Source organism: Rhizobium sp. ZPR4 (assembly GCF_040215725.1).
Lineage (GTDB): Bacteria > Pseudomonadota > Alphaproteobacteria > Rhizobiales > Rhizobiaceae > Rhizobium > Rhizobium rhizogenes_D.
The window spans coordinates 248345-270961 of record NZ_CP157969.1 but is presented as its reverse complement, the minus strand read 5'-3'; the positions used below and the strand labels follow the sequence as shown (position 1 = coordinate 270961).

Genomic DNA, 22617 nt, shown 5'->3' with positions numbered 1-22617 from the left:
GCCACTATCCCTTCACCGTAATCAACGGCCTGACTTTCGCAACTCTTCTTATCATGGCCGCCATAACCATTGGCGCAACGATGTTGTTACACGCCCCTGGAGCTCCTCGATGACGGCCTATGGCCATGCCGGAAGGTGTGGGGCCGACCTGTTCAGAAACCTGGCTCGCCAACGCTCGCTCTCAAATTCGCACGCCAACAGCGGTTTTGGAGATCAAGGTATTGTACTGGTGCCGCTCGTTCACCATAAACTGACCACGCAATCGTAACGGGATTCGGTCGGGAGGACGCAATTCGCTCATGAAGACGTGCAATATTGAAATGCCTGATGAGGCCGGCGCAAACACATGACGGTGCGTCGCCCTTCCTCGACAAAAGTCGAGCGTGCTAAATGGATTGCATTGCGCATAAATCAGGCGATCCCGGACGGTGCGCTCGGCGACGACAAAGAGCTGTCGGCCTGGATCAAGGCCCATGAACCTGCTTCGGATAAGCAGATCAACCAAATCAAGCGCTGGATTGCATCGGGGAAGATCGAGATGCCACCGCGTTACCCGCATGCTATGACCGCTGCAGAGGCCAGGCGTATTATCGCGGCGAATAGGCCAGCGAGAACACGTGACGAGCAGCGTTCGGCACGACGGCAGCTTCCTTGGATTGCGCGCAAATTGCTTTGGCTTTGGGTACTGGTCGGTGTCGCGGTGCCAATGGTCGTCGGCGTATTCATTCCACTATTCCTGCCGTCGACGGAGTGGGCGGCACTAATGAGTAAACCGAGCCTTGCTATCGGCCTGGTATCGGCTGCGGTCTATGTTCTGGTACTGCGCAAATATCAAGAGCTTTGGGGCGACTATCCGATTATCATTGGCGGCGCGGCATTGCTTGCCTTTGTGTCCGGTAGGAATATCGCCATTCTGATCATTCCAATGATCTTCCCACTGTTCACCGGCGCCCATGTAGAGCTGCCTTATACGGTGGTGCAAATCGACGGCTTTGAGAGCAAAGGCTGCCGCCGACCGATCAAGCTTGAGGGATTGCCCTTGATGTTCAGAGAACTGTGCGGTTTTCCGGATAGCTTTAGACAGAGCCTTGCACCCGGCATGCGCTTGAGCGTTGCAGGCTACGGCACCCGGTATGGTCTCTATGTCGAGAGTGCCCGTCCCGCAGATCCCACATCGACGGGCGGTGCAAGCCAGCCGCGTGGAGCTCGGGACACGGGTGGAGACGGCTCGAGCCTCAGATAACCGTTTTTCCTCTCCGGCACCGCGCGGGGTCAGCGAAGATTTTCTTCGATCGTCTTGTAACAGGTGTCGTTATTTCCGATGTCGGCCTTCGTCAGGGGCTTCCATTCGTCTCGATCAAAATCGAAATACTCAAGGAAGCAGCGACCGGAATCGTAGCTGAACCATTGAGCCGCAAGCAGGCGGCTTTCGAGACGATAATCCAACGCAAGATACATGTTCGCTTCGCCGCCGCGTGGAAAGCTCGCCGGTCGGCCAGTCTTGTTGTCGGCAACGATCGCGAAGGAGCATCCCGTTCCGCAGCCGATCTGAATAAGGGTATAGTGTCCCGCAAAGTTGGGACCTTGGCGCATGCCGTCGCGGATGCGAGTTCTGAAGGAATTGAACTGGTGATCTCGTCCCTTGAAATCCGGCAGGCTCGTCTTCCCGGCAAATCGACCTGAGATCGGAAAGTCGGAAGGGTTTTTGCGCATCGTACTTGATACGGCTGATGCGTTGGCGCCTGCAGCTACTTGCTGAGATGATGGGACATCACACGCATGCCAGTCCATCTGATAACCATACTCGCCTTCGCGGCCGAGGCACCAGCCAACAGTCTGAAGCTTCGCTGCGATGCGCTCGCGCCTGTCACAGGCTGGCAGAGTGTCAGCCGAATCTCCGCTACCGCCGCGGCATGCTCCGTTTTGCTCTTGCCACTGCGATATGAGGCGGACCGGCGCGGAGGCTCCCTTATCCGTCTCGCTAACCTTGCCGCTCTCCGATACGATCGTACCCGTCTTCTGGTCCCAGACGAAGAAGAACTCCGCAGTCCCCGATGATATGCGATCGCCGGCGCGCTTTGCGTACCAATCGACATTTCCTTCGATACTACAAGTATTCGAACAGTTGATCCTCAGAGACTGTGGTCTTTCGCTGTAGGCCCTGATGGGCCATCGTGTCGCAAAGTCACGCTTTGCAGTCACCACCTCGGCTTTGGGTGTCGCTTTCCCGTAGAAGTCCACGGTATCGCCATACGCCTTTTCCATGAATGCGACCGCGTCGGGGTTTCCGTGAGACCAGGCGTCATAGTAGGCAGATATGAAGGCCCTGGCCTTCTGCTCGTCTGTCTGTGCTGCAGGTTCATGCGTCGCGGAAGAGGAAACTGCCGGCACAGCCGCTCCTGCTACGGCAAGCCGACCGGCTATATCGTTGAGGTTGCCGAAGGTCACACCATAGTTCTGCATTTCGCTGGCGGTAAGATATCGCATATCGTCGCTGGGTACGGAGAGGCTGACTTGAAGCAGCTTCGGATCGACGCCCATCTCCGTAAAATACGACATTATCTGCGCGGTCATCGTCTGTATCGCAGCTACGGCAGTGGGACCGTCGAGCCCGGCCCCTGGCGCAAACGAAGATTGATGAACACCGATGGCACCCGGCTCTGCTTGGCGGATCACCCCGCCGACGAATGCCAGCGTGCAGGCGGATGCGCATTGGCTGGCACGCAGCTGAAAGGTCGCCAGGCCGAGCGACCGGATCATCCTGCCGTAGGCCATGGCTGCAAGGATGTTGCCGCCGTTGCTGTCAAAGGTAACGGCTTTGGCGCCGCTTGCTGTGACCTCCCGGGAGAGCTGCTGCGGATCGTCGGATTGGCTGAATTCACCCTTCAGTAGAAGAACGGGAGCAGCGTTTTCTATTGGTATGCGCTGTATCGTCATGTCTGCATGCGCCGCGCCGAACAAGGTTGCGGATGCCACGATGGCCAGAATGGATTGACGCAGGAACACCGGTACTCACCCCAAAAAATAGCCAGATGCATGTTATCGCATCAACTGCAACGCGCAATACTGAATGCGATATCTCGACTCTTAGACAGTATTTTTAACATCAAACGTCGAACGGGAGCATTGCGCATGGCCCTCCATGTTGCTGCAGCCCGTCCGCAGATGTTTGCATGACCATCTTGTTAAGGCTTGTTTTAACGGTTTTCTTGGTGGCGTTTACACGGAGATGCAGGCTGGTACGGCGACCGATCCGATACAGCAACATTGCTTGCTCGGCATAGAATTGTTGCAGTTTCGCTGACCTATCTGAGAGACAATCACAAGGATACCAGCGACCGCATGAAGCGTTGGTTGATAAACCGTCCCGTGGTCAGGTGCTTAATTATGTTCTAAGCGCATGGAGCGCCCACGATCATCTCGATAAGTCCGAAGTCGGTTTTTACGGCATTTCAGCAGGCACCTACGGGCGCACCAACACCAGCGGAGACGATGAAATGACATCCTTGCGCGATTCTGCCGAAATTTTTGTATTTCAATCGTTTAGCTCTCACGCTTGATGGTGCGTAGGTTCGATTCTTTCAATAGCAAAGCGTCTTTTGGGGCTTTTATGGATCAACGTGATCAGTCAGAAATTCATAATCTCTGCAGAGGGAAGGATCGTGTGTTGGGCGAGCTGCTAAAGATCTAATAGGGCTAACGAGTTTGTGATAAGGATCACCCGCCTCGCTGGAGGAAGAACTTGAGGCGCAGGTCATCAGGAGCTTCGTAGCTTGGCTCTGTCCGGAGGCTATAGGCAACTGATGATCACGATCGGCTGTCATCTAGCTTCCATAGGCACGAATCGCCGTGCGGCCGAAGCCAGGTAGTGGTGACGCTGCCGCTTGGCGTTCCTGTCGTCTGAAGCCGGTAGCAACACTTGCCGATTGTGACGTTTCGCCGGTCTTAAAACGGCCGAGCAGATCGAAAAGAGCTTCTGCTTCTTTTGCAAGGCGTTGGCTTGCGGCATTGGATTCTTCAACCATGGCAGCATTCTGCTGCGTGCCCTGATCAATCGTATTCAGCGCCAGATTGATTTCCTTGAGACCCGTTGCTTGTTCTCGCGACGCATCGACGATTGCGGCGACATTGAGGTTGACCTCTTCGACTTGCTGCCCGATTTGACCAAGCGCTTGGCCGGTTTCGGCAACAAGAGCCACGCCTCTTTTGACCTGCTCCCCGGAGGCGCTGATCAAGGTCTTTATTTCCTTAGCGGCATGCGCCGAGCGTTGCGCAAGCTCGCGGACCTCCTGTGCGACGACGGCAAAGCCCTTACCGGCGTCGCCGGCGCGCGCGGCTTCGACTCCCGCATTCAACGCCAGAAGGTTCGTCTGGAAAGCGATGTCGTCAATAACTCCGATAATGTTGAAAACTTCGTTCGACGACGCTTCGATACCATCCATTGCGGCAATCGCACGGCCGACAATATGACCGGATTTTTCCGCGTTTTCATGAGCGGTAGCGGCCAGGCGGCCGGCATCATCGGCGCGTTGGCTTGAGTTTGCGACTGTCGTGGTCAGTTGCTCCAGCGCAGCTGCGGTTTCTTCAACCGAAGCTGCCTGTCGTTCGGTTCGCTTGTAGAGATCGTCGGTTGCCACCTTTACCTGATCGGAGCTTGCCGCGATCACGTGCGCATTTCTTCCGATCGTCCGAAGAGTATCCTGGAGCTGCTCCAGGGCGGCGTTGAAATCCAGGCGCACGGTGTCGAGCTGCGGGGTGAAGGCGTCCGCGATGCGATGGGTAAGATTGCCGCTGGCAAGCTGATGCAGCCCATGCGCCAGGGCATCGACGGCGAACTTGATATCCGTGGATTGCTGCCTCTGAACACTTTCCTGCTCCGTGCGTTCATGTTCGGAAGTCCGGCGATTGGCCTCTGCCTGGGCCTCGAGCCTGCGATTTTCTTCCGCTTTTGTCTTGAATACCGCAACCGACTTTGCCATCGCGCCGATTTCATCCGGGCGGTTGGAATGCGGCACGTCCTTGCTATAGTCCCCGTCCGCCAGCACGCTCATATAAGCGCGCATGGTTTCCAGGGGTGCGATTGCCCGGTGACGCAACAGGAGTGTTCCGCCAACAAGCAAGAAAATCGCACCGGCCGCCGCAGAGAGCGAGAGCGCCGTCCAACGCTGGATCTCTTGTCGGGCTCCATCCTCTTGTTCAGACAGAAACTCATTGGAGCTGGCGACCAGCTGTTCGACGGCATCCTGGTGCAGATGAAATGCATCTTTCAGCCGAGCGATGTGTTGTTTGATCCTCGACGTATCCTTGGCGGCCAGCGCGGGAAGAACACCGTCATTCATCGCCTGCCAGAAATTATCTGACTTGGTGAGTACATCATTGGCAAGCTGATCTTTCAGCGTCTGCGGCAGGCTGGACTTCTGCCAATAGGCCCGCCTCTCATTGTAATCGGCGCGAAGCTTGGCGATTTTGGCTGCATTTGCTTCCACCCTATCGGGGAACTCACCGGCTTCCAGAGCCAACATGTAGGATTCCACAACGAAGAGCGGCGGCGGCAGTATGTCGGCAACGAGATCCTTGCCATTGACGATCTGCTCATAGATCGGCCCATTCACCTTAAGCTGGTTCAGCGCGTGTTGCTGTAATCCAACAGCTCCCAAGAGGCCCATGGTAACAACGACGCCGAAAATAATAAGCGTTCTAGCAATGGTAATTTTCATGGTGTTGCCTCTAGCAAAATATCACTTTTACTTGAGAAAAATCATATTAATGCGGAGTTTAAATATTTATACGACCGCCTAAATGTGCAGAAAGTGGATATTATTTTCGCAATATGGCTTTGAATCCGTGCCGGTCGCCATCAGCGCTATCATTATCGCGCGCGTGTTGCTCAAGGATAGACCCGCGTCCCTTGAAGGCCAGTGATGACTTTTGTCGCACCGGGGTCGCCGGTTTGATCTCTTTCAAGAGCAATCTATTGATGTTCGGCTGTTATGGGTACAATCCTCTGCAATATTTGTGTTCAGCGCCGGAAGCCTGACTAAATCGAGCCCCAACCTCCATCGACGGGCCGTCCGGTACTACTTACAATCTTGTTGAACAGTTCGAGAGATCTGCTGCGGGTTGCTCACTGGCTTGCTTCTGTTTGGCGTGTACGATTGCCGAAATGAGGGCCGTGGCGATACGTCCTCCGCCCCGGTCTGGTCGTTCGAGCAGGACGATTTTCCTGAAGAGTTGCGGTTCGCCGAATGGCAGACAGGTCAGGGTTAGCCCTCGATGCATTTCCTCTGACAAAGGAACGACAGCAACCCCCAAGCCTTTCTCGACCATCTTGAGGATAGCCTCCCGGCTGTCGAGGATCATCTCTTCGTGAACTTCAATTCGCTGTCGCCGAAGCTCACGGTCGATTATCCGACCAGCCCAAGCACGACTATCGAAACGGATAAACGGCATGGAAGTTAGGAGTTCGTAGACGGTGTCACCATCCTGGCCCGCAGGTGCAACGACCCAGAATCCTTCCTGGTAAAGTGGTGAGCTCACGAATTCTGCCGGAACGGGACGAACCGGCTCGGTCGTAACCGCTGCGTCAAGTTCACCCCCCGCCACTTGGCGGGCAAGTTCCAACGACATTCCCGCAGCGACATGTACTCGGACGCGTGGATGCGACCTTTTTAACATCGCGAGCGCATCTGGCAAAACCTCGGACAAAGCGGTCTGGATCGCTCCGAGTTTCAATTTCCCAGCAAGAGATTGCTCGTCGCCGAGAGCCTCAAAAATTTTGTCGTAGAGCGCGATGACTTCTTCCGACCTCGACAGGACGATCCTTCCAGCATCGGTCAGCACGGGTAAACGACGAGAGCGATCGAATAACTGGGCGCCGAACTCTTCTTCCAGCGCCTTCACCTGCAAGCTGACAGCTGACTGCGTCAATCCTACGACTTCACCCGCACGTGCGAAGGAGCCGTGGCGGGCAATAGCTTGCAGGGTCCTGAGTGAACGAATTGACATGGAGAACCGAACCTAAACGAGGTGTCATGATATATTAAAAAAACTCATTGAACATTAGAGAATTAAGAATTTTTCCTCGCCAGTGCGGGTTGATAGAACGGCTCTAGGACCCTTCATTTCAGGAAATCCAATGAACGCCCAAACTCAAGCTTTTGCTGCGATCAAAGATTCGCGAATTTCTATTAGAGCACGCCGTGTGGTGGGATCGAGTTGCCGGGGAAGTATGCTTGGATCACGAAGGCAACTCCATCGTCTGATTGCGATTATGGCAATTGCAAAGGGCCACCTTCGCATCGTCGCCGCTGCGGTGACAGCGCCATGAACGGAGCAGTGCTTCTAGCTCTGATACCGATCGTGATCCTGATATCACTCGGTATGATTCTCCGTATCAGGCAGTTTCTCGGCGATAGCTTCTGGCCGCAAGCCGAGCGCCTCAGCTACTACCTCCTGCTTCCCTGCCTGTTCTTCGACGGGCTGGCAACAGCGAATCTGCAGTCGTTACCCGTCCGGGAGCTTGCGCTGACGCTTATTGTCTCGACGATTGTGGTGGCCGGGCTAGTCATGGTTGTGCGTCCGCTTATGAAAATCGACGGTCCCGCTTTCACTTCTGTTTTCCAGGGCAGTGTTCGCTTCAACAATTATGTGGGTATCACGCTTGCAGGTGGGTTGTTCGGAGCAAAAGGCATCGCGCTTGCAGCAATCTGCAATGCTGCCATCGTCCCGACTGTGAATATCCTTTGTGTGTTGGTGTTCTCCAGGCATGGATCAGCAAAACTGAGCGGCTATGGAATTCTGAAACAGCTTTTGGGGAACCCGCTCGTTGTCGCCTCATTCGGGGGTATAGCGTTCCAGTCGTTCGGGCTCGCAATTCCTGTCGGAATCGAACCGGCTATTCGAAGTCTGGGGTCGGCATCGCTCCCTATCGGACTTCTTTGTGTAGGAGCAGCATTGAACTTCGGCAGGATGCGACAGTGGATTGGACCTGTTGCCTCGTCATCTATCATGAAGTTTCTGGCGATGCCCGCTGCCACTGCTTTCGTTGGAATGGCGATCGGTCTTGAAGGGCCAGCGCTGACGATGGCTCTTCTGTTTCAAATTCTCCCTACAGCATCGTCAGCATATGTCATGGCGCGACAGCTAGGCGGCGACGCTCCTTTGATGGCAGGGATAATTGCCGCGCAGACTGTGCTTGCCTTGGCTACCATGCCGCTCATTTTGGCTGTTGTGGAAAGGTTTGTTGTCATCTGAGTGCCTAATGGATCGGACATGAGGTATATGCCTGAAAGAAAGGAACCCATGTGGCGGCTCGTTGGATATGCGTTTCATCTATCCGGTTACGAAGAACGCTCGGTGGAAGAAAACAACACTGAGAACGGATCCAACCAAGATAACGATCGTCCGGACAACGGCAACCGGTAAAATCCTTGCGAGCGGGGCGCCCATGTAGCCGCCAATCGCTGCGGCGATTGCCATCAGAATAGCCGGTTGCCAGGCGACGATCCCCGCCGCGGCGAACGTCACCACTGAAATTGCCGATATGATGAGGGAGACAAGGTTTTTCAGCCCATTCATAAGGTTCAGATCACGCATCCCCCAGAGCGAGAACAACGCCAGCAGCACGATTCCAAGTCCACCATTGAAATAGCCGCCATAGACCGCGACGAACACTATACTCAGCGGGCTGTTGGAATGACTCTCGCTGTGATCTGCCAACCATCGTCTGATATGGCCGCCGAAGGCGAAAGCGAGTGTCGCCAGGGCCAGGAGAAAAGGAACTACAACGGAGAAAGCTCGATTTGAGGACACCAAGAGCAGCAGAGATCCAGCAAGTCCTCCCACTATGGTCAGCAAGGTGATTTTGATCAACCTGTTCCGTTCGAATTGCCTAATCTCATTGCGAAAGCCGCCAATCGCGCCCAGATACCCTGGGAACACCGCGACAGCACTCGTGGCGTTGGCAGCGACGACAGGCATGCCCGTATAGACCAAAGCCGGGAAGGTTAGGAATGTCCCACCTCCGGCGATTGAGTTGAGGACTCCTGCACCGAATGCAACGACTGCAAGAAGGACTTGATCGAATGCCATTGACGAGCCTCTCTTAGAATGCGTGGAAGCAGCAACTTTATGTCGCTACCTCCATTTGAAGACACTTAAACTTTGGCGCGCCATGAAAAGGCAGATGTCTTCTCGTACAGCCAATAGTAATTGTTGACTATCTGGCTGGTGCGACGGAATCGGAATCCAGCGGTCGAGAAAACGAGCAGCAGTGCTAAATCAACGAGGTAAAAAGATACGCTGAACATCGGGCCGTTGAACAGCGCGTGATGGAGGAACTGCATTACCCAGGCGATGAGAAAGGTGTGGCAGAGTACAAGAGGATAGCTGCTCCAAGCGTCCGCCACCGCCTTGCCAGCGCGCCAGGCCGTCCACAAGCCGAGGAGAGCGACAAAGCCGCGGATGATTAGATGGACGCCGGCGTCCGGCTCGAAGAATAGTCCTTGCATGTCCGTATCCTTGTCTTTTTCCTAGTGCCGTCCGCCTTCAAGGTAGGCTGCGCGAACTTCCGGATCGGCGAGAAGATCTTTGCCCGAACCGCTCATCGTGACCTTGCCATTCACCATGACGTAGGCGCGATGTGAGAGCTTCAGGGCGGCAAACGCATTCTGCTCGACTAGGAAGACCGTTAGGCCCTCCTGTTCGTTGAGCTTCTTGATTTGCGCGAAAATGCCCTTGACGATAAGTGGCGCGAGACCGAGCGACGGTTCGTCGAGAAGCAGGAGCTTCGGGCGCGCCATCAACGCGCGGCCGATCGAAAGCATCTGCAACTCGCCACCTGACATGGTTCCCGCCCGCTGGTGCTGACGCTCCTTCAGGCGCGGGAATATCGCAAACACCTTTTCGACGTCTTCCTTGAAGAATTTGAGATTGTCGAGCCCGGCTCCCATCTGGAGGTTCTCGATCACAGTCATCCGTGGGAAAATGCGACGACCTTCCGGCGACTGGGCGATCCGGAGACGGGCGATCTCATGCGTCGGCATCTGCGTGATGTCTGTGCCATTGAAAACGATGGACCCGCTGCGCGCATGTGGACTGCCACAGATCGTCATCATCAGTGTCGACTTGCCTGCGCCGTTTGCGCCGATCAGGCTGACGATTTCACCTTCACGGACCTCGACATCGACCCCTGCGAGGGCGCGGATGTTGCCATAATATGCTTCGACCCCCTGAATCTTGAGAAGCTGTTTCCCGGCCATCAAAGCACACTCCCTTCCACAGTCGCGATAACCGCTTCGACTTCTTCGTCCTCGACCCCCAGATAGGCCGCGATGACCTTCGGGTCGTTTTTCACATGCTCAGGCGTGCCGTCGGAGATCTTCTGACCGTATTCGAGAACGATGACGTGGTCGGAAATTTCCATGACAACCGACATGTCATGCTCGATGAGTAGAATTGATGTGCCTGTATCAGCACGAATCCCCCGCAGCAGCTCATTGAGAGCGAGGGATTCGCGAGGATTCAGGCCTGCGGCCGGCTCGTCGAGGCAGAGTAGTTCGGGGGCCGTGCACATAGCACGGGCAATTTCCAGGCGACGCTGAGCGCCGTACGATAGATCACCCGCCGGATCGTCGGCACGATCGATGAGATCGGCCCTTTCCAGCCAATGCTTGGCGCGCTCGATGGCGCCAGCGGACGCGCGGTTGTAGGATCCAATCCCAAGCAGGCCAAGGATCGTGTATCCCGAGGCGCGCATCAGTTCATTGTGCTGAGCGACCAAGAGATTTTCCAAAACCGTGAGGCCTGAGAATAGACGAATATTCTGGAAAGTACGGGCGACCTTGGCTTCACGAGTAATGCGAAAGTCCGGTAGCCGCTCCAGCAGATGCTGCTTGCCGGTCTTCCGGGTGAGGGTGATCATACCCATCGTCGGCTTATAGAATCCGGTGATACAGTTGAAAACGGTGGTCTTGCCGGCACCATTTGGGCCGATCAGCGCGGTGATTTCGCCACGGCGGGCCTCGAAGGACAGGTCGCCGATGGCCATCAGTCCCCCAAACTTCATCGACAGGTGCTCGACCTTGAGCAGGGTATCGTTGGACATCAGCCGTGTCCTTCCTTTGTGAAGCTTCCGGACACGGCCTTGCGTTCCTTCAGGAAGGCGGTCGGTTCCCGCGAGCCGACAAACCCTCGAGGCTTGAACAGCATGACGATGACCATGGCTAGACCGAAGAGCAGCATGCGATAGAGTTCAGGTGTGAAGTCCTGACCGAAGACGGCCTTCAGGAATGCCATTTCCCGGAGCAGTTCCGTACCGCCGATCATCACGATCGCGGCGATAGCGATGCCCGTCAGCGACCCCATGCCACCGAGAACGACAATTGCCAGGATCACCGCCGATTCCATGAATACGAAGGACTCGGGGGAGACAAAGCCTTGGCGGGCTGCAAAGAAAGCCCCCGCAAAGCCACCAAACATCGCACCGGTTGCGAAAGCCGTGAGCTTGGTCGTGACCGTGTTGATGCCTAGTGAGCGACAGGCGATCTCATCCTCACGCAGAGCTTCCCAGGCGCGGCCTATCGGCATCCGACGAAGCCGGATGGTGACGTAAGCCGTGAGAAGGCAAAGCGCCAGGATCAAATAGAAGAGAAAAATCTTGTAGTAGGCGGCGGAAATGGGCAGACCGAGGAGCTTGGCAAATCCACCCGCAGAAGCGTCAAAAGGAATGCCAAAAAGTGTTGCCTTCGGAATGCCTGAGACGCCGAAGGTTCCCTTGGTGACCTCCGTCCAGTTGATGAGGACGAGTCGGATGATCTCTCCGAAGGCAAGGGTCACGATCGCCAGATAATCGCCACGCAGACGTAGCACCGGAAAGCCAAGAACCATGCCCCAGAGGGCAGCAAAGATTCCGGAGAGCGGCAGCAGCAGCCAGAAAGATAGGCCGAAGTAGCTGGAAAGAAGGGCGTAGGAATATGCGCCGACGGCGTAGAATGCGACATAGCCGAGGTCGAGCAAACCAGCGAGGCCGACGACGATGTTCAGGCCCCAGGCTAGCATGACGTAGATGAGGATCTGTATCCCGAAGTTGTCGACCCATTTCAACGAGCCCTGGGCGCCGACAAGTGCGTAGATAGCCATCGGGTAGAGCAGGAGTGCAATGAGTGCGATCTTCAGGAAATGCTGTCGGAAGAAGCTTTGTTCCGTCGAGGGTTCCTGCTCGCCGCGTTTCGCCTTGGCCAACTTCCGCTTGTCGATGTTGGGCTGAATGATGGCAACCATGGTGAAGCGGCCGACTGCAGCGATCGCGACGAATATACCAAGAAGACCCCAACGTTGGACGAGGATCAACTGGTTGCTCATGTTCTGTTGGGTGCCGAGGCCAATGTAGAGGACAAAGAGCCCGAGTGAGATGAGGCCAGCGAAGACACCCTCACGGATGCCTTTTAATACGTGCCCGCCGCTGTGCCTGGTGGTGGAGCGCAATGTGTGTTGCATGACGTTATACCTTCTCGACTTCCGGCCGCCCCAAGATGCCGGTCGGCTTGAAGATCAGGACGAAAGCCAGGATTGCGAATGTCGCGACATCCTTGTAGTCGATGGTGAAGTATGCCGACCAAAGAGACTCAATGAGGCCGATCAGGAGGCCACCGAGGACCGCGCCCGGTAGCGAGCCGATGCCGCCAAGGACGGCGGCGGTGAATGCTTTCACGCCTGGAACAAAGCCGTCGGTGAAATTGGCCACACCATAGTAAACCAGAAACATCGTGCCGCCGACCGCGGCGAGTGCTGCACCCATGATGAAGGTGACGGAGATCGTGCGGTCAACGTCGATTCCGAGAAGTGCCGCCATCTTGCGATCCTGTTCGGTGGCGCGTTGAGCACGACCGAGCGCGGTCTTGTTGACGATGTACCAGAAGACGACGAGAAGCAGCGAGGTCAGGGCGATGATAATGATCTGCTTCAGTGATACGGTGATCGCGCCGATACGGTAGACATCGCCAATAAGCTGCGGGATCGGCTTGTTGCGCGGCCCCTGCACGACCTGGATGAAGTTTGAGACGACGATCGACATGCCGATCGCGGTGATCAACGGAGCCAGCCGAAACGATCCTCGAAGCGGCCGATAGGCAACGCGCTCGATCGTCCAGTTCCAGAGGCTGGTTGTGAGCATTGCGACCACGAGCATCGCCAGCAGCACTACTGCCACCGGCAGGCCCGCGAAAACGGAAGTGAGTACGAGGAAGACGATCATCGCAGCAAAGCCGCCGAGCATGAAGATGTCGCCGTGAGCGAAGTTGATCATACCGATGATGCCATAGACCATCGTATATCCGATGGCGATGAGACCATAGATCGACCCGAGGGTCAGTCCGTTGAAGAGCTGCTGAATGAAGTATTCCAAGGTGTCCTCCCGGAAAAAAGCACGCACTGCCACTGCCCTGAATAGGGTTCGAGTTTTTATCGATGTCAGTGATGATAGAGCGGCTTTCCGGCGCGCATGGCTATTGACATGCGCGCCGGAGACAGCCGATGAGCCGGAGCGAAGCGCTATTTCGTCGCCTGTTCCACGAACTTGCCGTTCTTGAGTTCGTAGAGGACGAAGTCAAGGCGAGTGATGTCGCCCTTTGGAGTATAGGCAAGCGGGCCGATAACGGTGTTGATGGACATGCCGCTATGAAGTTTGTCGGCGACAGCCTGGGGATCGGCCTTGCCGGCAGCCTCTATACCGGCCTTGATGACTTGCACGGCTGCATATCCGTACAGCGTAAAGCCTTCGGGATTGATTTTCTTCTCGGCAAACTTCTTAAGAGCGTCGGCCGCGGCCGGGTTTTTGCTGGCGTCCGGACCGAAGGTAATCAGGGTCCCTTCGCCAGCAGCGCCAGTGATTGCCGCAAATTCCGTAGAAAACATCGCGTCGCCGCCGACCATCGCAATTTTGATGCCCTGATCGTGCAACTGGCGCAGAATGAGTCCGCCTTCGGTGTAGACCCCGCCGAAATAGACCACGTCGGCTTTGGTTTCTTTTATTTTTGCGATCAGGGCTGAAAAGTCCTTTTCGCCGACGTTGATTCCTTCAAAGCCAACTTCGGTCAGGCCGCCCGCGTTGATCGTCTTCTTAACCTCTTCGACGAGACCCTGTCCGTAAGGGGTCTTGTCGTGGACGAGGAAGACATTCTTCCCGGCAAAGTGTTTGGTCAGATAGTTTCCGGCGACCGTACCCTGCTGATCGTCCCGGCCGCAGGTGCGGAACGTGTTCCAGAGACCTCGCTCTGTGAAGTTTGGATTCGTGGAAGCAGGAGTTACCTGCAGCATGCCATTTTCGGCATAGATATCGGATGCCGGGATGGATGCCCCGGAATTCTGATGGCCGATTACGAACTGAGCCCCGGCTGCGGCAAGACGATTAGCAACGGAGACAGCCTGCTTTGGATCGCCCGCGTCATCTTCGACTTGAAGGACAAGTTTCTCGCCGAGGATGCCGCCCGACGCATTGATGTCCTCGATTGCCTGCTTCACGCCATTGAGGTTTTGTTCGCCTACCGCGGCACTGCCGCCCGTGATCGGTCCACCCCAACCGATCGTCATGTCAGCGAAAGCCGGTGTGCTGATCGCAACAAGCATCGTCGCAGCCAAAAGTAGCTTCTTCATCGTCATTCCCCTTTTTTTGAATGTTTAGACATTGAGTTAGGTCAGAGCATTTCGCTCCGCTCCCCGGTTGCTATTCACGAGAGCAGGAGATCTGCGTCCTCCGATGTAGGGACCTCGGGAAGACGACGTCGCACGATCGCGACATGGGTTCTGACGCCATGGATGAGCCCTGCGTCATTGAAGTCGAAGCTGGGATTGTGAAGGGGAGCGGACGCTTCACCGTTGCCAAGATTCATGAAGCAACCGGGTACGTGGCTCAGAAAATGCGCAAAATCCTCAGAGGAGGTGACTGGCTCTGCGATCTCAATGACATTATCCGCGGGAAGGATGGTTCTCGCAGCAGCAAACACCTCCTGCACCAGTTCTGCATCGTTGATGAGCGGAACGAATTCACGCGTGTATTTAATGTCCGCAGTCACGTTGTAGGCCGCCGCAGTGGCTTCCGCGATGATGCGCATCTGCTTTTCGATTGACTGGCTGACTTCGGGCTTGAAGCTTCGGGCATCCCCGAGAATCCGCGCCATGCCCGGCAGTGCGTTTCGCGTGCCGTCCGTGAGGAGCTCTGTCACCGAGACCACGGCGATATCCGTTGGGCTGATCCTTCGGGAAACGATCGTCTGAAGGTTCGTAACGATCGCGCACGCGGCAACCAGCACCTCATTGCCCCAATGGGGACGGGCGGCATGGCCCCCGACACCGTGAAGAACGATCTCGAAGTTGTCTTCGGCCGACATCATTGCGCCCGGTTTGGTCTGCAGCACGCCGACCGGAACGCCTGGCATGTTGTGGATCCCGTAGATTTCCTCAAATGGAAAGCGGTCCATCAACCCATCTTCGAGCATTGAGAGCGCACCTCGGCCCCATTCTTCGGCGGGCTGGAAGATAAAGCGAACCGTGCCGTCGAATCCGCCTTCCGAGGCCAGATACTTGGCAGCACCCAACAGCATGGTCGTATGACCATCATGGCCACAGGCGTGCATCACGCCCGGATTGGCAGATTTGTAGGGCAAATCGCTTTGCTCGGTTATGCGCAGAGCGTCCATATCTGCACGGAGTGCGATTGATCGATTGCTGGTCCCACGCGTCAATGTTCCAACAACGCCCGTTCCTCCGAGACCCTCCGCAACGTCGATTCCGAATTCACGAAGCTTCGATGCGACGAATGCGGAGGTGCGTTTCTCTTCGAACCCGAACTCCGGGTGTTGATGGATGTCATGCCTCCATCCGGTCATCTCTTCGTGGAGCTTCTGCAGATCAGTCATTCTTGAGTTCCTGCCATCTGAGTATTAGACCGGGCGGCCACATTTTCCGGTGATGCCCCAACAAGCTTTTGGTAGAGTGCGGGATCGGTCGCACCCTCGGTATTGATCAGCAGCACGCGGCTGTCCTTGCCGAGCTTGAGCTTGGAGCGCAGATCCTGATCTGCCGATACCTTGACGAGGGCGGCAAGACCGACACCGCCGCTTTCGCCAGAGACGATCGCCGGATCTCCAGCTTCCGGATCGGCGAGCTGGCGCATCGCGCCGATAGCCTCGTCTTCATCGACGGTCATGAAGGCGTCAGCGCTGCGAGAAAGGATCCTCCAAGCGACAAGCGAAGGCTCATAGCACTCAAGCATTGCCATGACCGTCGGCTCGCCATGCTTGACCTTGGTGGCCCTTCCTGCCCGGGCGCTCTCGAATAGGCATGCCGCGCGGGAAGGATCGACAACCGTGAAGATGGGGCGGTCGTCGCCGTAAAGCAGCGTGAAGTAACCGGCAACGGCTGCGGCGATTCCACCCACGCCCGATTGGACGAAGACGTGCGTCGGTGGCCTCGGTATCTGCCGGACGACCTCCCTTAGAAGGGCCGTGTAACCCTGCATGACGAAACCGGGAATTCTCTCGTAACCGGGCCAGGAGGTATCGGAGACTGTCTGCCATCCTTCTGCAGCCGCGACGCGAGACGCCTCGGCGACGGAGTCGTCGTAATTTCCATCGACGCGGATGATTTTTGCTCCGAAGCGAGCGATGGCTGCTATGCGTTCGGCGCTGACACCGGAATGGACAAAGATTGCGCAGTTTGCACCGACAAGCTGGGCACCCTGAGCCACGGATCTTCCATGATTGCCGTCTGTTGCGCAGGCTACCGTAAACTTGCGCGCGACCGCTTTGACTTCAGGAGTATGCAGCTCCGAAATATCCACGTCCCTGACGAATTCGCGCGCAGCCTCTTCGAGGACAAGACGGATGACCGCATAGGAGCCGCCGAGTGCCTTGAAGCTCCCGAGCCCCAGGCGGTGCCCTTCGTCCTTGATGTGGATCGAGGCGACACCAAGCTCTCCCGCCAGCCCGGGGAGCGCCACCAGCGGCGTCTCCTTGTGTCCTTCCCGATGGTTGAGGAAGCGTTCGACCTCCAAAGCAGCATCAAGGCTCAAGGTTTCCGCGTCGATCGGATCCAGCTTCGTCCGGTAGTCTGCGTTTTCGTTCTGCAGAAACATCTCTCAGTCCACTCGTCATGAAAATGTCAATGAATATATATTGCATTCAAGATCGAATTTGCGCTTAAACTTGCACCTGTTTCTGATGAAATGCCTACTTAAACGGGGTCGAAATGAGTGAAAATTCCACAGACGATGAAATCACGCTTGATCGAACGGATAAGGCGATCCTCAATCTTCTCCAGCGCGACAATAAAATGTCCCAACGCAAGATTGCGGAACTGGTAAATCTTTCCGCCCCCGCGGTGCAGCGCAGGATCAAACGGCTCGAGGATACGGGCGTCATCCAGGCGAACGTGTCCATCGTCGATCCGGCGAAGGTAGGGCAGCCGATCATCCTCTTCGCGCAGGTCGCGATGGAGAGCGAGAGGACCGACCTTTACGAAATGGCGAAGCGCTCGTTCGTGGCGGCGCCTGAAGTGCAGCAATGCTACTATGTCACGGGAGAGGCGGACTTCATGCTGGTGATCTCGGTCAGATCGATGAGCGACTACGAAGCTTTGACCCGGCGCCTTTTCTTCCAGAACAACAACGTGAAGCATTTCCGGACATTCGTGGCGATGGATCGCGTCAAAGTGGGGTTGTCAATCCCATTGGGTTGACGGCGATCCGACGCATCAAAAGTTCACGATTGGAGGTCTGGCGATACAAAGTTGCAAACCGACCTTGATAAATCAGCGCAAATTTACATCGCTCCAAATTATTATGGCGCCAACATGGAGATGCAATTTCAGCCACAAGGAGCATACCCCGATGAACAGTCTTTCCGTCAATGATAAGCGCCTTCTCGGCCGACTTCAGAGACTCGGCGAGATCGGACGCGGCGCCGATGGCAGGCTTGTCCGTCTGGCGGCATCGGACACCGAAAAGCTAGGTCGCGATCAGTTCGTTGCATGGCTCAGGGAAACCGGGATCGAAGTGGCCGTCGACCGCATTGGCAATATCTTCGGCATCTGGCGGCCGGAAGGTGTTGCCGATAACGCACCGCTCATGCTCGGGTCTCATATCGACACCGTCATTGACGCGGGCATCTACGACGGATGCTATGGCGTGCTTGCCGGTCTCGAAATCATCGCGACGCTGAAAGAGAGCGGGTTTCGGCCGGATCGCGCCATTGTCGTCGCAGCATTCACCAATGAGGAAGGTGTACGATTTGCACCGGATATGATGGGCTCGCTCGTCTATGCGGGAGGTCTTGACGTGGATGTTGCTCTTGCCACCAAGGGTATCGACGGCGTCATCTTGGGGAACGAGCTTCGCCGTATCGGCTACGATGGAGACATGGAACCAGGCTTCATCCAACCCTATGCTTATATTGAGCTTCATATCGAGCAAGGTCCGGTACTCGAGCGTGAAGGAATACAGATCGGCGCCGTCGAAAACCTGCAAGGAATCTCCTGGCAACGTGTGACGGTCAATGGTGATGCGAATCATGCGGGAACGACTCCCATCTCCATGCGGCGCGATGCTGGTCATGCGGCAGCTCGCGTGATCACGTTTCTGAGGGATCGTGCCCGGAGCTCGAACACCCCCACCGTCGCGACGGTCGGGTGCATGACTTTCGAACCGAATGCGATCAACGTCATTCCGTCTCGCGCGGTCTTCACCGTTGATCTCCGCGATCCTGACGAAGATCGCCTCAGGGAAGAAGAATCGGCGCTAGAGGCGTTCCTGGCACAAATTGCCAGAGACGAGGACGTTTTCATCGAGGTCGAACGCCTTGCCCGATTTGAGCCCGTCAAGTTTGACCGGCAGATTGTAGAATTGGTTGAAGCTGCCGCAAGCCGCCGAGGTCACACCTGTAGACGCATGACGTCCGGCGCGGGTCACGATGCGCAGATGATCGCGCGTATGGCGCCCTCCGCCATGATATTCGTACCCAGCATTGGAGGAATCAGCCACAATCCGAAGGAAAAGACGCACGATCCAGACCTTGTCGCGGGAGCGAATATGCTGCTCGATGTCGTAGCGTCTCTGGCCAAAGCGAGTAGGACTGCAGAAGTTTGATCCGGGTGGCGAGATGGACGCGGATATCAGATGGCTTCACGTCGACTATCGCCGCAGTCCACAAATGAGCTGACTACTCGGGCTGGCTAACGTGTGCCTTTTGCGCGCGAATATAGGATTGGAACATCATTGTAAGCTGTTTTTGGGCCTCCACGCCGTTGGCTTCGCTCAAGACCCTATGGCAGAAGGCGGGAACGGTTCCATAAAGGGCTGCTGTCAGGGTCTCAGCGACCAATCTTGGATCAGAGAAATCGCCATCGCCAGCAGTGGATAGAGATGTCGCGATTGCCTTGGCGCTTCGCCGAGTGGCCAATTCGGTTAGCTCGCGGGCGTCGAGTTCCAAAGAGATTCGGTAGAGGGCAGGGGACAGTTCTGCTTGAGCCATTTGTACCCGGAGGTAAGCTTTCACCACGGCTTCCGCCAACATCTCCACGGCAGCATGGCGATTTTCGTCACACGCTTTTTCGATCGCCTCAGCAAGCATGACGAGATGTCGCTCCAGCACCGCAAAGAGCAAAGCCTGCTTATTCGGGAAATACTGATAGAGCGTTCCAACCGAAACGCCCGCACGACGTGCCACACGCGTGGTGTTGAAACGGATTAAACCATCACTCGACAAAACCTGAAGGGTTGCCTCGAAAATAGCTTCCACGGTCGCGATGGACCGGTCCTGACGTGGGGATTTCCGGGGGGTTAGCGGTGGTCGGAGGTCGTTTCCCATAAGCGAATCCAAAACCTGAATGATGCTTCATATATAACTTCCGGCCCCGCCACTCCAGCAATAGTGCGGTTTATGTCGGGCGCCTTCGAAGACGAATTGGAGACGAATATGGGTAAATTGGACGGGAAGGTTGCTGTTATAACTGGCGGCAGCGATGGAATCGGGCTGGCGACAGCCAAGCTGTTCACACGCGAAGGCGCGAAGGTTGTGATTACAGGCCGCGATCCGGCAACGCTCGATGCCGCAGCACAAAGCATCGGAAACGGCGCCGAAGCCATCCGCAGCGACATTTCCAAAATGGCAGACCTCGAAGCGCTTCGCGAATTTGTCGAGAGAAAGCACGGACGCGTCGACATCATCTTTGCCAATGCGGGGGCCGCACGGCCGAACATGTTTGAATACATGTCCGAGGAAGAATTCGATTTCACGATCGCATGCACGTTCAAGGGAACTTACTTTACGGTGCAAAAGCTCCTGCCGCTCATGACGTCCGGCGGCTCGGTGGTCCTCAACACAACGACCCTGACTACGAAAGGCATGCCGTACGTCAGTGTCTACTCAGCGGGCAAAGCGGCTATTCGCTCGCTGGCGCGGTCGCTCACTGTTGAACTCATCGACAAGGGCATCCGGGTGAACGCCATGGCGCCGGGCTACATCGATACCGATCAAGCACGGAAATCGGGAGTGAGCGAGGAGATGATCGAACAGACGAGGGCCCAGGCGCACGCACAAATTCCAATGCACCGCAGTGGCACCGTCGATGAGATCGCCAAGGCTGTCCTGTTCCTGGCTTCGGATGATTCCAGTTATCTGACAGGTAGCGAACTCTGCGTCGATGGTGGCTGGAACCAGGTCTGATCACGTGGCTCGGCGTTTTTCCGGAGCGCCGGGCCTTTCTGATGTATTACTATGTACGACTGCCTTTTCTAAATATGTACCTTCGCGCATCGCATGATTTAAATGCAATGTGCTGCTTAAGGCACAACCGCTGGACGGAGATCCGAATAGGAATCGACGGTTCGTATCCCTTCAAGAGCCTCGTTGATGGCTCGGTCAATTCGAACTGCGGTTCGGGTCGTGCAGTCCTCCCAAGATGATCAGGAGCGGCTGCAGGCCAGTGAAATTGTTCAAACGACGGCGACCGCCAAAAATGAACAGTCACTGTCGCTTGTGGCTCAGATCATCCCCACTTCATCTCGCCCTTTGCGACCTTGGCGCCTAGTTCGAGGGACCCGACGTCGGTGAGATTGGGATATCGCTTGGTCATCGCCGCGATCAAAGCTGCGCTGTCCTTGGCCTTCACTTCCTCTTCATGGAAGGCGACGAGATAGTCGCGGGTGAACTTGACGGCTTCGAGACCCTGCGGCGCGCCTTCGGCTTGATGAGCAGGGATCACGATCTTCGGCTTGCGAGCCGAAATTTCGTCGAGGGCCTTGATCCAGGCCTGTCGCTTTTCCGGCGTGGCTTCGTCGGCGACCCAGACGTGAATCCCGGAGGAAACGAGCACGCCCCCAAAGACGGCCTTGAGTGACGGTACCCAAAGGTAGCGGCGATCATGCATGTCTGGAACTTCGACGATTTCGATCTTCTCGCCGTCGAGTTCGAGTGCCTTCAAGTCCGAGGCTGCCGGAATGACAACGTCCGAAAGCTTCTGCGGACCGTTTTCCTTCAGTTGCGGTCCCCAGGTGGCAAGCTTGCCTTCGACGTTGGCATGGATGGCCGCAACCGTGACGGGCTTGGCGATGACCTTGGCATCGGGGAAGTTGGCGACGATCGGCCGGAGACTGAAGTAATAGTCTGGATCGTTGCAGCTCACATAGATGGTGGTCAGACGCTTGCCCGTTGCTTTGATGGCGTCCGCGACGGCGTGGCCATCCGAAAGCGTGAAGCCGCCGTCGATAAGGATCGCCTCCTTCTTGCCGGTAAGCAGCACCGGCGTGCGGCGGAATCCTGTCTCGGGTGCCTGGAAGAATTGCCAGTTGAGCTTCGAGCCTGCGGCCTGGGAGGCGGCGAGGGGAATGATCGAGACGGCACCGGCGGCCAGGGAAAGTTTCAATACATCGCGTCTGGTAAACATGCTGGTTCCTTTGTCGTTTGTGGGGTCATACTGCCTGGAGATGCGCCATGAGGTTCTCATAGCTGCTGAAAAGAGCGCTCGCGTCGAGAAGGTGCTGATGGCCGCTTCTTTCGATCACCAGGGCCGGAACGCCATTCGTACCATGTCGACGGAATAGATCCTGTCCCTTCGCCACGAGTTGCCGATTGGCCTCGAGCAAGTCGCTGGAACCCTCGGTCAAGTTGCGGGCAGCCTCACCAAATCCTCCGGAGGAGAGCAAATCGGCGAGAACAGCCACGCTGGTGATGTCCAGCCCCGTCACATATCGGGCATGCTGGATGAGGCGCAGTGCATCGAAGCGCTTATGGTGATCCGCAAGGCCCGCTGCCGTGATGGCAAGCGTGGCGGCGCCGGAATCGAACAGCGAGCCTTTCTTGTTCAAGACCTTTGAGCGGTAGTCTTCGGAAAACGGCTGGCCGCTCAGGCGTTCGATGCGCTGATCGTTCGACCAGGCATAGGCCGCGAATGAGGTATCCATCTCGCGTGCGCCGGCTCCGGAAAACAGACCCGTCGGAAGAAGGTGGACGTCGACGCCCGCCAGCCGCAGACGCTCGATCATCGGGCTCGCGCCATAGCACCAGCCGCATAAGGGGTCGAAGAGATAGATGGCTGACAATTCCAGCATGGATTGTATCCTCGGTTCGT

Annotated in this window: 20 protein-coding genes; 5 read left to right on the top strand and 15 right to left on the bottom strand. The window is 56.3% G+C overall.

The genetic code is table 11. The features are described 5' to 3' along the window. Nucleotides 1-346: 346 nt before the first annotated feature. A complete protein-coding gene (locus tag ABOK31_RS29110) occupies nt 347-1243 on the top strand; it encodes a hypothetical protein (RefSeq protein ID WP_349962358.1) in 897 nt (298 codons plus the stop codon). Nucleotides 1244-1272: 29 nt separating this feature from the next. Here ABOK31_RS29110 and ABOK31_RS29105 read toward each other — a convergent pair whose 3' ends face one another. The 3 genes from ABOK31_RS29105 to ABOK31_RS29095 form a co-directional block, all read right to left on the bottom strand. After that, a complete protein-coding gene (locus ABOK31_RS29105; protein ID WP_349962356.1) occupies nt 1273-3006 on the bottom strand; it encodes a hypothetical protein in 1734 nt (577 codons plus the stop codon). 818 nt (nt 3007-3824) lie between these two features. After that, nucleotides 3825-5717 carry a HAMP domain-containing methyl-accepting chemotaxis protein gene (locus ABOK31_RS29100; RefSeq protein ID WP_349962355.1) on the bottom strand — a complete coding sequence of 631 codons (1893 nt, stop codon included), beginning with the start codon at nt 5715-5717 and terminating at the stop codon, nt 3825-3827. A 364-nt stretch (nt 5718-6081) separates the two neighbouring features. Next, nucleotides 6082-7005, bottom strand: coding sequence for a LysR family transcriptional regulator (locus tag ABOK31_RS29095; RefSeq protein WP_349962353.1), 924 nt, complete (start codon nt 7003-7005; stop codon nt 6082-6084). Nucleotides 7006-7323: 318 nt separating this feature from the next. On the opposite strand from ABOK31_RS29095, the gene ABOK31_RS29090 reads away from it, so the two are divergent. After that, on the top strand, nt 7324-8253 hold the full coding sequence (locus ABOK31_RS29090; RefSeq protein WP_349962351.1) for an AEC family transporter: 930 nt from the start codon (nt 7324-7326) through the stop codon (nt 8251-8253). A 78-nt stretch (nt 8254-8331) separates the two neighbouring features. On the opposite strand, the gene ABOK31_RS29085 is transcribed toward ABOK31_RS29090, so the two are convergent. The 9 genes from ABOK31_RS29085 to ABOK31_RS29045 form a co-directional block, all read right to left on the bottom strand. Then, the gene (locus ABOK31_RS29085) at nt 8332-9090 is read right to left on the bottom strand and encodes a sulfite exporter TauE/SafE family protein (RefSeq protein WP_349962349.1); all 759 of its coding nucleotides are present in this window, start codon (nt 9088-9090) and stop codon (nt 8332-8334) included. Nucleotides 9091-9155: 65 nt separating this feature from the next. Next, a complete protein-coding gene (locus tag ABOK31_RS29080; protein ID WP_349962348.1) occupies nt 9156-9509 on the bottom strand; it encodes a DUF6867 family protein in 354 nt (117 codons plus the stop codon). A 21-nt stretch (nt 9510-9530) separates the two neighbouring features. After that, nucleotides 9531-10259, bottom strand: a complete 729-nt coding sequence (locus tag ABOK31_RS29075; protein WP_349962346.1) for an ABC transporter ATP-binding protein — start codon at nt 10257-10259, stop codon at nt 9531-9533. Then, nucleotides 10259-11104 (bottom strand): ABC transporter ATP-binding protein, encoded by an 846-nt coding sequence (locus tag ABOK31_RS29070; RefSeq protein ID WP_349962345.1) that lies wholly within the window; start codon nt 11102-11104, stop codon nt 10259-10261. Before ABOK31_RS29070 ends, ABOK31_RS29075 begins: the two co-directional genes overlap by 1 nt. Beyond that, a complete protein-coding gene (gene livM, locus ABOK31_RS29065; RefSeq protein ID WP_349962343.1) occupies nt 11104-12495 on the bottom strand; it encodes a high-affinity branched-chain amino acid ABC transporter permease LivM in 1392 nt (463 codons plus the stop codon). The genes ABOK31_RS29070 and livM overlap by 1 nt, the downstream gene beginning before the upstream one ends. 4 nt (nt 12496-12499) lie before the next feature. After that, nucleotides 12500-13402, bottom strand: a complete 903-nt coding sequence (locus ABOK31_RS29060) for a branched-chain amino acid ABC transporter permease LivH (protein ID WP_349962341.1) — start codon at nt 13400-13402, stop codon at nt 12500-12502. A gap of 146 nt (nt 13403-13548) precedes the next feature. Beyond that, nucleotides 13549-14649: a branched-chain amino acid ABC transporter substrate-binding protein gene (locus ABOK31_RS29055; RefSeq protein ID WP_349962804.1), complete on the bottom strand. Its 1101-nt coding sequence runs from the start codon at nt 14647-14649 to the stop codon at nt 13549-13551. 74 nt (nt 14650-14723) lie between these two features. Next, nucleotides 14724-15911, bottom strand: a complete 1188-nt coding sequence (locus tag ABOK31_RS29050; RefSeq protein WP_349962339.1) for a M20 aminoacylase family protein — start codon at nt 15909-15911, stop codon at nt 14724-14726. Continuing rightward, on the bottom strand, nt 15908-17128 hold the full coding sequence (locus ABOK31_RS29045; protein WP_349962338.1) for a diaminopropionate ammonia-lyase: 1221 nt from the start codon (nt 17126-17128) through the stop codon (nt 15908-15910). The genes ABOK31_RS29050 and ABOK31_RS29045 overlap by 4 nt, the downstream gene beginning before the upstream one ends. A 113-nt stretch (nt 17129-17241) precedes the next feature. On the opposite strand from ABOK31_RS29045, the gene ABOK31_RS29040 reads away from it, so the two are divergent. Further along, complete coding sequence (locus tag ABOK31_RS29040) at nt 17242-17730, top strand: Lrp/AsnC family transcriptional regulator (RefSeq protein ID WP_075854587.1); 489 nt, start codon at nt 17242-17244, stop codon at nt 17728-17730. A gap of 151 nt (nt 17731-17881) precedes the next feature. Continuing rightward, entirely contained in the window at nt 17882-19135 is a 1254-nt protein-coding gene (locus ABOK31_RS29035) for a Zn-dependent hydrolase (protein WP_174172560.1), read from the top strand. Nucleotides 19136-19208: 73 nt separating this feature from the next. Here the strand turns inward: ABOK31_RS29035 and ABOK31_RS29030 are convergent, their stop codons facing one another. Continuing rightward, nucleotides 19209-19787 carry a TetR/AcrR family transcriptional regulator gene (locus ABOK31_RS29030; RefSeq protein WP_350019311.1) on the bottom strand — a complete coding sequence of 193 codons (579 nt, stop codon included), beginning with the start codon at nt 19785-19787 and terminating at the stop codon, nt 19209-19211. Between the two features lie 177 nt (nt 19788-19964). On the opposite strand from ABOK31_RS29030, the gene ABOK31_RS29025 reads away from it, so the two are divergent. Then, nucleotides 19965-20714, top strand: a complete 750-nt coding sequence (locus ABOK31_RS29025; protein WP_174172558.1) for an SDR family oxidoreductase — start codon at nt 19965-19967, stop codon at nt 20712-20714. 322 nt (nt 20715-21036) lie between these two features. Here ABOK31_RS29025 and ABOK31_RS29020 read toward each other — a convergent pair whose 3' ends face one another. Both ABOK31_RS29020 and ABOK31_RS29015 read right to left on the bottom strand, forming a co-directional pair. Further along, a complete protein-coding gene (locus ABOK31_RS29020) occupies nt 21037-21933 on the bottom strand; it encodes an MBL fold metallo-hydrolase (protein ID WP_349962336.1) in 897 nt (298 codons plus the stop codon). Between the two features lie 25 nt (nt 21934-21958). Continuing rightward, nucleotides 21959-22597, bottom strand: a complete 639-nt coding sequence (locus tag ABOK31_RS29015; RefSeq protein ID WP_349962335.1) for a DsbA family protein — start codon at nt 22595-22597, stop codon at nt 21959-21961. Nucleotides 22598-22617: the final 20 nt, after the last annotated feature.

Coding starts and splice junctions, on each gene's coding strand:
- ABOK31_RS29110 (WP_349962358.1), top strand. CDS start 347: ATGACGGTGCGTCGCCCTTCCTCGACAAAAGTCGAGCGTGCTAAATGG.
- ABOK31_RS29095 (WP_349962353.1), bottom strand. CDS start 7,005: ATGTCAATTCGTTCACTCAGGACCCTGCAAGCTATTGCCCGCCACGGC.
- ABOK31_RS29035 (WP_174172560.1), top strand. CDS start 17,882: ATGAACAGTCTTTCCGTCAATGATAAGCGCCTTCTCGGCCGACTTCAG.
- ABOK31_RS29055 (WP_349962804.1), bottom strand. CDS start 14,649: ATGAAGAAGCTACTTTTGGCTGCGACGATGCTTGTTGCGATCAGCACA.
- livM (WP_349962343.1), bottom strand. CDS start 12,495: ATGCAACACACATTGCGCTCCACCACCAGGCACAGCGGCGGGCACGTA.
- ABOK31_RS29050 (WP_349962339.1), bottom strand. CDS start 15,911: ATGACTGATCTGCAGAAGCTCCACGAAGAGATGACCGGATGGAGGCAT.
- ABOK31_RS29085 (WP_349962349.1), bottom strand. CDS start 9,090: ATGGCATTCGATCAAGTCCTTCTTGCAGTCGTTGCATTCGGTGCAGGA.
- ABOK31_RS29015 (WP_349962335.1), bottom strand. CDS start 22,597: ATGCTGGAATTGTCAGCCATCTATCTCTTCGACCCCTTATGCGGCTGG.
- ABOK31_RS29045 (WP_349962338.1), bottom strand. CDS start 17,128: ATGTTTCTGCAGAACGAAAACGCAGACTACCGGACGAAGCTGGATCCG.
- ABOK31_RS29040 (WP_075854587.1), top strand. CDS start 17,242: ATGAGTGAAAATTCCACAGACGATGAAATCACGCTTGATCGAACGGAT.
- ABOK31_RS29080 (WP_349962348.1), bottom strand. CDS start 9,509: ATGCAAGGACTATTCTTCGAGCCGGACGCCGGCGTCCATCTAATCATC.
- ABOK31_RS29100 (WP_349962355.1), bottom strand. CDS start 5,717: ATGAAAATTACCATTGCTAGAACGCTTATTATTTTCGGCGTCGTTGTT.
- ABOK31_RS29070 (WP_349962345.1), bottom strand. CDS start 11,104: ATGTCCAACGATACCCTGCTCAAGGTCGAGCACCTGTCGATGAAGTTT.
- ABOK31_RS29025 (WP_174172558.1), top strand. CDS start 19,965: ATGGGTAAATTGGACGGGAAGGTTGCTGTTATAACTGGCGGCAGCGAT.
- ABOK31_RS29020 (WP_349962336.1), bottom strand. CDS start 21,933: ATGTTTACCAGACGCGATGTATTGAAACTTTCCCTGGCCGCCGGTGCC.
- ABOK31_RS29075 (WP_349962346.1), bottom strand. CDS start 10,259: ATGGCCGGGAAACAGCTTCTCAAGATTCAGGGGGTCGAAGCATATTAT.
- ABOK31_RS29090 (WP_349962351.1), top strand. CDS start 7,324: ATGAACGGAGCAGTGCTTCTAGCTCTGATACCGATCGTGATCCTGATA.